We start from the raw sequence: 9,922 nt of genomic DNA, 5'->3' as shown, positions 1-9,922 counted from the left end.
GGACCTGGCTTCGACTGAGGTCGAGCCGTTCGGCTGCCTGGACGACGCTCAGACGTTCGTCACGGATCTTCTGGATGAATTCGAGGCGATGCAATTCTTTCTGCGACATGGTGATCAAAAAGGACATGACGACTCCGACCGCTCATGGTCTCGACCAGACTGAAGATCGTCATCCTTGCTCCCAACGTTGGCTTTGACCAGTGCGTCGAGAGGCGAGACTGTCGCATCTCTAACTGGCCCAACTGTCGCATTACTAAATAGCCCTTACACATGTATTATTCGATAATCTATCTTATGGAACTCATTGCCGCCCAAGTCCTGCGTCCGGTTAGGCCACCGCGATCCTTCCCAGTCATGCCTTCAATCGCGTCTCCGTCAGGTTGATTGTCGTTTTGAGGCGAGCGACGAGGTCGTGGATCTGTGCCTCGTCGATGATCAGTGGCGGGCAGAGTGCGATCGTGTCGCCGATGGCGCGCACGATAAGTCCGGTTTCATGCCCGGCGGCGAAGGCGATGGCACCGGCCTTGCCTGTGGGCGACAGTGGTGTGCGGTTGGTTTTGTCCGCCACCAGTTCGATCCCGGCGATCAGCCCGGCTCCGCGCACCTCGCCGACCAGGGGATGATCCGCCAGTGCCTTCAGTTCATGCTGAAGGATCGCGCCCATGCGGGCGGCGTTGCCGATGAGATCGCGTTCCTCGATGATCGCAAGGTTCTCCAGCCCAACAGCCGTTGCCACCGGATGTCCGGATGCGGTGAAGCCGTGGCCGAACGTGCCGATCCTGGCCGTATTGTCGGCAATCGCCTGGTAGATCGCTTCCGAGAAGATGATCGCGGCGAGCGGCATGTAGGACGAGGTCAGCTGCTTGGAGGTCACCATGATATCGGGCGTGAAGCCGTAATGCACCGAGCCGAAGCTCGAACCCAGCCGGCCGAAGCCGTTGATCACTTCGTCGGCGACGAGGAGGATGCCATATTTGCGGCAGAGCGCCTCGATCCCTTGCCAATAGCCCTGCGGCGGCGGCATCACGCCGCCGGCGGCCATCAGCGGCTCGCCGATAAAGGCCGCGATCGTTTCCGGGCCCTCTTCGAGAATCGTGCGTTCGGCTTCCGCCACAAGCCGGGCGGTGAACTCCGCCTCGGTCTCATCGGGCAGCCCGAACCGATAGAAGTGCGGGCAGGTCAGATGGCGTACCGGGATCGCCGGCAGGTCGAAGTCGCGGTGATTGTTGGGCAGGCCCGTCAGCGATCCCGAGGCGATGGTGATCCCGTGATAGGCCTTGTCGCGCGCCAGGAACTTTTTCTTTTCCGGCCGGCCCAGCGCATTGTTCATGTACCAGACCATCTTGACCACCGTGTCATTGGCCTCCGAACCGGATGAGGTGAAGAACACCCGGGTCAGATTGGCCGGCGTCATCTCCACCAGCTTTTCGGCAAGCCGCACGGAGGGCTCATGCGCCTTGTGGCTGAAGATGTGGTAATAGGGCAGCTTGGCCATCTGCCGCGCGGCCGCATCGACCAGACGCGGTTCGTCGAAACCGACCGCGACCGACCAGAGACCGGCAAGCGCCTCGATATATTGCTTTCCGGCGGTATCGTAGACGTGGATCCCCTCGCCTCGCTCGATCACCAAAGGACCGCTTTTTTCGTGCGCGCGGGCGTTCGTATAGGGATGAAGGACCGTCGAGAGGTCGGCGTCGATCAGGGAGTTCGAACCCGAAATTGTCATATGTCTGTTCCTATGCGGAAAGTCTGGGAGAGATCAGGATGTATTTCTGCTCGAGATATTCCTCGATGCCGTAGCGCGAGCCCTCGCGGCCGAGGCCGCTCTCCTTGATGCCGCCGAAGGGCGCCACTTCGTTGGAGATGAGACCTTCGTTGACGCCGACCATGCCGGTCTCGATCGCGTCCGTCACGCGCCACATGCGATCGACGTCGCTGGTGAAGATATAGGACGCCAGCCCGTAGGACGTGTCGTTGGCGAGCGCGATGGCTTCTTCCTCGCTGGCGAAGCGAAACAGGGCCGCCACCGGTCCGAAGGTCTCGTCGCGCGCCAGTTCCATCTCGGCCGTCGCACCGACAAGCACGGTCGGGGTGAAAAATGTGCCGCCGAGCGCATGCCGGGCGCCGCCGAGCATGACCGAGGCACCTTTCGATACCGCGTCGGCGATATGACGCTCCACCTTGTCGACGGCCGCCGCATTGATCAGCGGCCCGATCGTGGCGCCTTCCTGCGTGCCGGGTCCGACCACGAGCCTGCCGACAGCCGCCGTCAACGCCTGCTGAAACGCATCGAAGATGCCGTCCTGCACATAGATCCGGTTGGCGCAGACGCAGGTCTGCCCGGCATTGCGGAACTTCGAGTTCATGCAGGCCGCCACCGCCGTGGGTATATCCGCATCGTCGAACACGATCAGCGGCGCATTGCCGCCCAGCTCCATCGACGTGCGCTTGACCGTCGCTGCGCATTGCTCCAGCAGCAGCTTGCCGACGCGCGTCGAGCCTGTAAACGAGATCTTGCGGACGATGGCGCTCGATGTCAGCGCCGCGCCGATCGGCGCGGGATCGCCCGTCACCACGTTGATCACTCCGGGCGGAATGCCTGCCTCTTCCGCGAGCGCCGCAAGCGCCAGCGCGCTGAACGGCGTCAGTTCCGACGGCTTGACCACGACCGTGCAGCCAGCGGCAAGCGCCGGCGCGACCTTACGGTTGAAGAGCGCCGACGGAAAATTCCAGGGAATGATCGCGCCGGTCACGCCGACCGGCTGCTTCTGCACGATGATCCGGCTGCCCGCCTTCGGCGCCGGGATCGTATCGCCATAGACGCGCTTGGCTTCCTCGGCGAACCACTCGATGAAGCTCGCCCCATAGGCGATCTCGCCGCGCGCCTCGGCAAGCGGCTTGCCCTGCTCCGCGGTCAAGAGCTGCGCAAGATCCTCCAGGTTCTCGATTACCAGACGATGCCACCGCTTGAGCAGGATCGATCGTGCGCCCGCTGCCAGAGCCCGCCAGCCGGGCAGTGCTGCATTCGCCGCCGCAATCGCGCGCGCGGTATCCGAGCCGCCCATGTTCGGAACCCGGCCGACGATCTCGCCGCTTGCGGGATTGTGGACATCAAGCGTCTCGCCGAAGAAGGACGTGAACCGAAGGCTCAGGGAAAGTGGCGTTAACATCGACATTGAGGAATCCTCTTACTCATTCGTTCAAACCAGTTGCGACGGCAACCGGGCATATCGTCAGCCTGTGATCGGGTGCTGGCGGTCGCGGGCGACCGCACATGGCGATGGGCACGAGCAGATGTCCGGTGCTTCATTCACCCCGTGAGTGCCGCGCGCCCGATTTCACGGGCTTTCTCGGCAAAGCCGGAAACATCGCCGAAATCGGCTTCGGGCAGCAGGATGGAGCTCTTCACGATTCGGCTTCTTCATTCGGTTTCCCGATGGAACGAGCAGATGGCGCACCTTCGCCGCTCCTTTGCTCGCAGCCGCTTTGCTGGGTGGAGCGGTCGTCGTGGAAATGGGCAGCCTTGAATGGCTGACAGGCTCAACCGCTCCCTGGGTTCTGCGAATGACCGCGGTCTTTCCCGGCATATTCGTGCTGGGTTACCTCTTCTCCCTTTGGTTGAGGAAGAACAGGCCGGCGACATATGCGGGGCTGGCTGCCGGCGACACGATGGAAGAGGTCGTGGCCCTTCGCCAGGAACGCGTGAGATCGGCGCAGCTGGTAATGCAGAACGCATAACCCGACGCGCCGATGCTTTTGCATGGCATCGCCGAGGCGTGGCGCTACGGCGCCACGATGACGATCGCTCGGAAACCGTCGCAGCGGCACGGTGAAGCGCGATCGGCCCCGACGATGCGCAATGAATTCATCAACAGCCGAGAGAAGACAATGAAGAACGATATGCATGCTGACACCGTCATCCTGTCGAAGAAGCTTGTCGCGATGGACGCGCGTGGTTGGGACGGTCCCGGCTACGTGGCGATAAAAGGCAACAGGATCGTCGGCGTCGGGCATCAGGACGAGATGCAGGCGATGGTCGGCCCGGCCACTGTTGTCACGGATGTCGGCGATCGGGTGGTCATGCCGGGTTTCGTCGATCCGCATATCCATCTCGAAGCGATCTCCATGATCAACCACACTTACGTCGATGTGCGTGTGCCGATCTGCAAGTCGATCAAGGAGATGATCCAGACATTGAGGGCGGCCATTCCAACACGGCTGTTCGACGGCTGGCTGCTTGCGCAGGGCAATACGTTCTACGACCAGAAGCTTGAGGAGAAGCGCTACCCGACGCTTGCGGAGCTCGACGAGATCTCGCGCGACATTCCGGTGCTGGTTCAGGCCGGTGGACACATAACGCTTCTCAATTCGAAAGCCATGGAGATCGCCGGCATCGACAGAAACTATGTTCCCCCGGAATTCAGCGTCGCCGGCAAATGCGTCGTCGTCCGCGACGCGAACGGCGACCCGACAGGACAATTCCAGGAAATGGAAGCAGTCCTTCCGTTTCCCCGTGTGAAGGGTGACCTCCTGAAAACCGCGATCCGGGAGACGACCAAGAAGTATCTCACCGAGTATGGCGTGACCAGCATCGGCGAGATCAGCGAGACGACCAAGGGCCTTGAGGCGATGTCGGAACTGCAAAGGGACGGCGAGATGCCCCTGCGCGTCGCGACCTATCTCTGGGTGCCGGGTACGATGACACTCGACGAGGCCTGCAACTGGCAGCAGCATATCAAGCCTCAAAGCGACAGCGAGTGGTTCAACGTCGAGGGCGTGAAGATCTTCACCGATGGCGGCTTCTCCTCGGCCAACGCCGCGATGAGCATTCAGTATCGTCATCGCGAGCAGGCTTCGATGGGCGAGATGGCTATGTCGAAGGAAGAGATCAAGCACACATATCTTTCCGCGCGCGCGAGCGGCTTGGGTCTGGCCTGCCACGCGGTGGGCGACAAGGCGCAGGAGGCCATCTGCGAGGCAGTCATCGAGACCGGCGTATCGCCCGCCAACGCGCGCCTTCGCATCGAGCACGGAGGGATATTCCTTCCCGACTACGCGCGCACGACAGGCATGTGGAAAGCCGCCGGCGCAAAACCATGCCCGCAGCCGACCTTTCTCTTCGGCCTCGGCGACTTCTTCACCTACTTCTTCGGAAAGGTGGACGGAGCACGGGGACGCTTCCCCTTCAAGCAGATGTGGGACGATGGCTGGACGGTGAGCGGCAGCTCGGACGCCTATGGCGGCGCCGACCCCAGGGCGAGCAATCCATTCTTCGGCATCTGGTGCTCGGTCAAGCGCGAGACCTTGTATGGCGAGATCATCGATCCCGAGCAGCGCGTGTCGGTCGCCCAGGGCTTGAAGATGTACACGATCGCCGCCGCAACCATTCTCGGGCACGACGACGTCAAGGGCTCGCTGGAGGTGGGCAAGTTCGCCGATATCATCGTTCTCGAAAAGGATCCTCGGGAAGAGGAGATGGACGAGTTGCTGAAAATCAAGGTCGATCACGTGTTTGTCGCCGGCAAGCTCGTTCACTCGCGTGCATAACTGAAGGGTTTGATGAGCCAGCCCGGCGGAATCGGCGGGCTGCCTGTCGTCAGGGCGGCTCATCTGTCTTCGGGAACGCACGCCGGATGTTCCAGAAAATTGAGCAATTCAGATATTTGAATTTACAACTATCAAAAAATCATTCTTTACTGCGGATCACCCCGCAGGAGAATTGATATGACCGTTGTGCCCCCGACCTTAGATGACATCCTCACGACCGCGGAGCGCCTCCGCCTACAGCTGACAAGGCAGGAGGCGGAGTTCTATCATGCTGAAATGACGCCGAATGTCGCGGCCTATGCGCTGATCGACAGCATCGAAGACGATCCGGCCATATCGCCCTATTCGCGTGGAGACGGGTACCGCCCGGACGGTGAGGAGAACAGGTTTGGCGCCTGGGCGCGAAAGACCCGCGTCGATGGCGCCGCCAACGGTCCGTTGGCCGGGAGGACGGTGGTTCTGAAGGATAATATCGCGCTGGCGGGCGTGCCGATGGTCAACGGTACACCGGTGCTGGACGGTTACATCCCCGAGGAGGATGCGACGGTCGTCGCACGGATACTGGATGCCGGTGGCATCATTCTTGGCAAGGCGACTTGCGAGAGCTACTGCATGTCGGGCGGTAGCCATACGTCGTTTCCGGGGCCGGTGCATAACCCATGGCGGCCTGGATATTCCGCCGGCGGTTCGTCGTCCGGATGCGGCGCGCTCGTCGCGGCCGGGGAGGCAGACATGGCGGTCGGCGGCGACCAGGGCGGATCGATCCGCATTCCGTCGTCCTATTGCGGCATATACGGGCTGAAACCCACCTGGGGGCTGGTCCCCTACTCCGGCATCATGCCGATCGAAGCGACCATCGATCATGCCGGTCCGATGACGGCGACCGTTGCCGACAACGCGCTGTTGCTTGATGTCATCGCCGGCGATGACGGGCTCGACCCGCGCCAGCGCAACGTTCGCCGCGGTGATTACATCGGCGCCTTGAACGCCGGCGTCCACGGGCTGCGCATCGCCCTCGTTACCGAGGGATTCCAGACCGACGAGATGAGTGGGGAGGTGGCTCGCAGCGTCAGGGCGGCCGCAGAGCGCCTTCGCGGTCTCGGCGCGGTCGTGGACGAGATATCCATAGCCGAGCACGCGATCGCGCCTGCCGTCTGGACACCGATTGCCACGGAAGGGACGACGCGGCAGATGATGCTGGGCAACGGTATGGGCTTCAACTGGAAGGGGCGCTACGACGTTTCGCTGCTTGACCACCATGCCACGTGGCGCGAACACACCGACGGCTTGTCCGAGCCGCTCAGGCTCTCGATGCTTTGGGGATATTGGGCAAGCGAAACCTATAACGGCCGCTACTATGCCAAGGCGCAGAACCTGGTGCGAAAGATCAAGCGCGCCTATGACGCAGCCTTCGAACACTACCATCTCCTGTTGATGCCGACCCTGCCGCGCACGGCCTCGCCCCTACCCAAGGCCGGCGCGCCGCTTTCCGAGATCGTCAAGCGAGCGGCCGAACTCAACGTCAACACCTGCCCCTTCGACATCACCGGGCATCCGGCAATGTCCGTGCCCTGCGGTCTCGCGGACGGCCTGCCTGTCGGGATGATGCTTATCGCCAAGAGCTTCGACGAGGCGACGATCTATCGCGCCGCCGCCGAGTTCGAGCGGTCCGGCGACTGGCGTTCCTTCTAGGCAAGGCCGGGAGATATCAGCATGCGTCCGCATGATTTCGCGGCGATGGTCGGCATTTGCCTGATCTGGGCCGTCAACGCCGTCGCCAGTCGCTATGTGATCGCTGTTGCCGGCATTCCGCCACTTTTCCTGTCAGCGGCCCGGTTTTTTCTGGCTGCACTGGTGCTGGCACCGCTGCTGCGCCCTCTTCCCAGGCCGTTGTCGCCGGTGATCGCCACGGCGCTTTTGATGGGCGCAGGGCATTTTGGCTTGCTGCTGTGCGGCTACGGCCTTGTCGACGCCTCGCTGGCGGCGATCCTCTTGCAGATCGGTATTCCCATGACCGCGCTGTTTTCGGCGCTGATCCTTGGCGAAGCGATCGGTGTGCGCAAGCTGGTCGGCATTGCGACCGCACTGTGCGGGGTCGTCATCGTGCTCTGGCGCCCAGGCCATATGTCGGTCGGAGCGGGCGCGATGCTCATCGTGCTTGCCGCCGCCTCCCTGGCGCTGGGATCGGTGTTGCTGAAGAAAACCCAGGGCATGACACCATTGCGCACACAGGCCTGGACGGCCGCGTCGTCCTGCTTGCCGCTCTTTCTGGCGTCCATGGCTTTTGAAACCGATCAACTGTCGCAGGTTGGCAAACACGCTGTGCCGTTTATAGCGTTGCTCATCTTCTCGGCGATCATCGTCACCGTCATCAGCCACACGGCCTATTACCGGCTGCTCAAGCTCTACGACGTGAGCGTGGTCTCGTCCCTGACGCTGATGTTTCCGCTGATGACGGTTTGCCTGGGTATCTTTTGGCTCGGCGAAGCCACATCTGCGGGTTTCTGGTTCGGCAGCGCGCTGGCTCTGGTCGGTGTGGCGATCCTGCTTGCCAGCCGCACGAAGGTCGATCCCGCCTTGCAGGAATGATCAGTCGATGCGCAGCATGCTCTCGAGCATCGTCCGGAGCTGTCCTATCTCTCCGGCGCCGAGCTGCTTGATCATACCGGCGTGAGAGCCCTGCACGACGGTCCGCACATCGGTCAAAGTCGCACGTCCCTTGTCGGACAGGAAGATCAGCACCTTTCTCCGGTCGTTCGGATCGGGCGCACGGTAGACATCCGCGCCCGTGATCATTCTGTCGATGATCTTGGTGAGCGTCGGGGAATCGACGAAGACTTCGATTGCGAGCTCTCCCATGGAAAGCCCGTCCTTGCGATGAAGCGCCTCGAGGATGCGGTATTGCTCGATGGGGAGGCCGGTCGGCTTCAGCCGCGCTTCCATGGCCTGCTCGTAACGTCGGTTGACGCCGGAGATGAGCTCCATGAGCTCGGCCGATTGCGTTTCCGATAGCGAGTCCACGACACCATCTCCCTTTTCAATTATTGCCTTTTCTAACTTTGAAGAAGACGATATTCAAGCGGCAACTTTTGCAAAGTTCGCCTAATTTTTAAGCAGGCCTGGGGTGTGAGTGGGCGGTTGCTATGCGCAAAGGCCATTATGTGCAGCATTTAGCCATCTGGCACAGAACGTGCACAGCAAATGCTAAAACGCATCGCACTGTCCTGTCAGTGGAGTGGAAATGGCATCGATAAAAGTGGGATTGCTCGTTCCCGAAAGCGGTACCGCGGGCTTGTGGGCGCCCTCCGCCTGGGCTTGCGCCAATCTCGCCGTCCGCGAACTGAACGACCTCGGCGGCATTTTGCGACGGCCAGTCGAGTTGATCGCGATCGATGCCGGAACGACAGGCGCCAGCGCGGCCTATGCAGCCCGCCAGGCCGTCGACGTCGATGGGGTTTCCGCATTGATCGGGATGTTCCCCAGCTATGCGCGCGATTCGGTCCGTCGTGCCGTCGGCGAAACGGTGCCTTTGATCTACACGCCGCAATTCGAGGGGTTGGAACACGACCTCGACATCATCTCGACCGGCGAGACTTCGCACGAACTTCTCCGGCCGGCCATAGAGTGGCTGATGCAGAACAAGGGCGTTTCCCGGTTCTTTCTGTGTGGGAGCGACTACGTCTGGCCGCGCCTGTCGTTTCAGATCGCCAAGAGCATCATTCGCGATCTTGGCGGCACGGTCGTAGGCGAACGGTACCTGCCGCTCAACGAAACGGATTTCGGCGCGGCGATGGACGCCATCCGCATGAGCGCTTGCGATATCGTGCTTCCCCATTTCCTTGGGCAGGACGCCGTCGCCTTCAACCGCGCCTATGGCGAAATGCGTCTCGCCTCGCAGGCGCTCCGCCTAGCGTCGGCCGTCGACGAGACGGTGGTCTACGGGCTTGACGAAAACGCTACGGAAAACCTCTTCGTGGCATCGGCCTATTTCTCGAGCCTCAGATCGCGCAACAACGGCGCGTTTCTCGAGCGCTACCATACGAGCTTCGGCGACTCCCCGCCCCCCGCCAACGCCTATGGCCAGTCCTGCTATGAAGGGCTCTTCTGCCTCGCCGGGCTTGTCGAAGCGGCGGGGTCGCTGGAAACACGTCGTGTGCGTGCGGCGGTCGGTCAGTCGCGGCAACGAAAATCGGCAAGAGGAAACGATCTCGCCCCACTCACCGGCGGTCGTCATCCCATCCATCTTGCACGCGTGGATGGGTACGACATCCGCTTGGTCGGCTCTCTTTAGTCGACAGCCGCAAAAAGTCGAAAAAATTACTTGATTTTTCTACTATCATAATTTCAAATAAATCATCGGCAAACGGCTTGAGCC

9 protein-coding genes are annotated in these 9,922 nt (G+C 61.6%); 5 read left to right on the top strand and 4 right to left on the bottom strand.

The annotated features are described in order from the left end of the window. The 3 genes from D460_RS35875 to D460_RS0108590 form a co-directional block, all read right to left on the bottom strand. Positions 1-127 (bottom strand): helix-turn-helix domain-containing protein (locus D460_RS35875; RefSeq protein WP_155947704.1); only part of this gene is annotated, 127 nt, incomplete at its 3' end. Positions 128-352: 225 nt separating this feature from the next. Continuing rightward, positions 353-1,726 (bottom strand): aspartate aminotransferase family protein, encoded by a 1,374-nt coding sequence (locus D460_RS0108595; RefSeq protein WP_018898134.1) that lies wholly within the window; start codon positions 1,724-1,726, stop codon positions 353-355. Positions 1,727-1,736: 10 nt separating this feature from the next. Further along, positions 1,737-3,176, bottom strand: coding sequence for an NAD-dependent succinate-semialdehyde dehydrogenase (locus D460_RS0108590; RefSeq protein ID WP_018898133.1), 1,440 nt, complete (start codon positions 3,174-3,176; stop codon positions 1,737-1,739). Between the two features lie 388 nt (positions 3,177-3,564). On the opposite strand from D460_RS0108590, the gene D460_RS0108580 reads away from it, so the two are divergent. The 4 genes from D460_RS0108580 to D460_RS0108565 all read left to right on the top strand — a co-directional run bounded on the left by D460_RS0108580 (position 3,565) and on the right by D460_RS0108565 (position 8,136). Then, positions 3,565-3,738 carry a hypothetical protein gene (locus D460_RS0108580; protein ID WP_155947703.1) on the top strand — a complete coding sequence of 58 codons (174 nt, stop codon included), beginning with the start codon at positions 3,565-3,567 and terminating at the stop codon, positions 3,736-3,738. Between the two features lie 150 nt (positions 3,739-3,888). Beyond that, complete coding sequence (locus tag D460_RS0108575) at positions 3,889-5,547, top strand: amidohydrolase (RefSeq protein ID WP_026282932.1); 1,659 nt, start codon at positions 3,889-3,891, stop codon at positions 5,545-5,547. 177 nt (positions 5,548-5,724) lie between these two features. After that, on the top strand, positions 5,725-7,239 hold the full coding sequence (locus D460_RS0108570) for an amidase (RefSeq protein WP_018898129.1): 1,515 nt from the start codon (positions 5,725-5,727) through the stop codon (positions 7,237-7,239). 21 nt (positions 7,240-7,260) lie between these two features. Beyond that, a complete protein-coding gene (locus tag D460_RS0108565) occupies positions 7,261-8,136 on the top strand; it encodes a DMT family transporter (protein ID WP_018898128.1) in 876 nt (291 codons plus the stop codon). Here D460_RS0108565 and D460_RS0108560 read toward each other — a convergent pair whose 3' ends face one another. After that, the gene (locus tag D460_RS0108560) at positions 8,137-8,568 is read right to left on the bottom strand and encodes a MarR family transcriptional regulator (protein WP_018898127.1); all 432 of its coding nucleotides are present in this window, start codon (positions 8,566-8,568) and stop codon (positions 8,137-8,139) included. Between the two features lie 220 nt (positions 8,569-8,788). Between D460_RS0108560 and D460_RS0108555 the strand changes: the two genes are divergently transcribed. Beyond that, the gene (locus D460_RS0108555; RefSeq protein ID WP_026282931.1) at positions 8,789-9,838 is read left to right on the top strand and encodes a substrate-binding domain-containing protein; all 1,050 of its coding nucleotides are present in this window, start codon (positions 8,789-8,791) and stop codon (positions 9,836-9,838) included. Positions 9,839-9,922: the final 84 nt, after the last annotated feature.

The sequence above is a fragment of the Rhizobium sp. 2MFCol3.1 genome (assembly GCF_000377565.1).
GTDB lineage: Bacteria > Pseudomonadota > Alphaproteobacteria > Rhizobiales > Rhizobiaceae > Rhizobium.
This window is presented reverse-complemented; position numbering and strand designations above follow the sequence as displayed.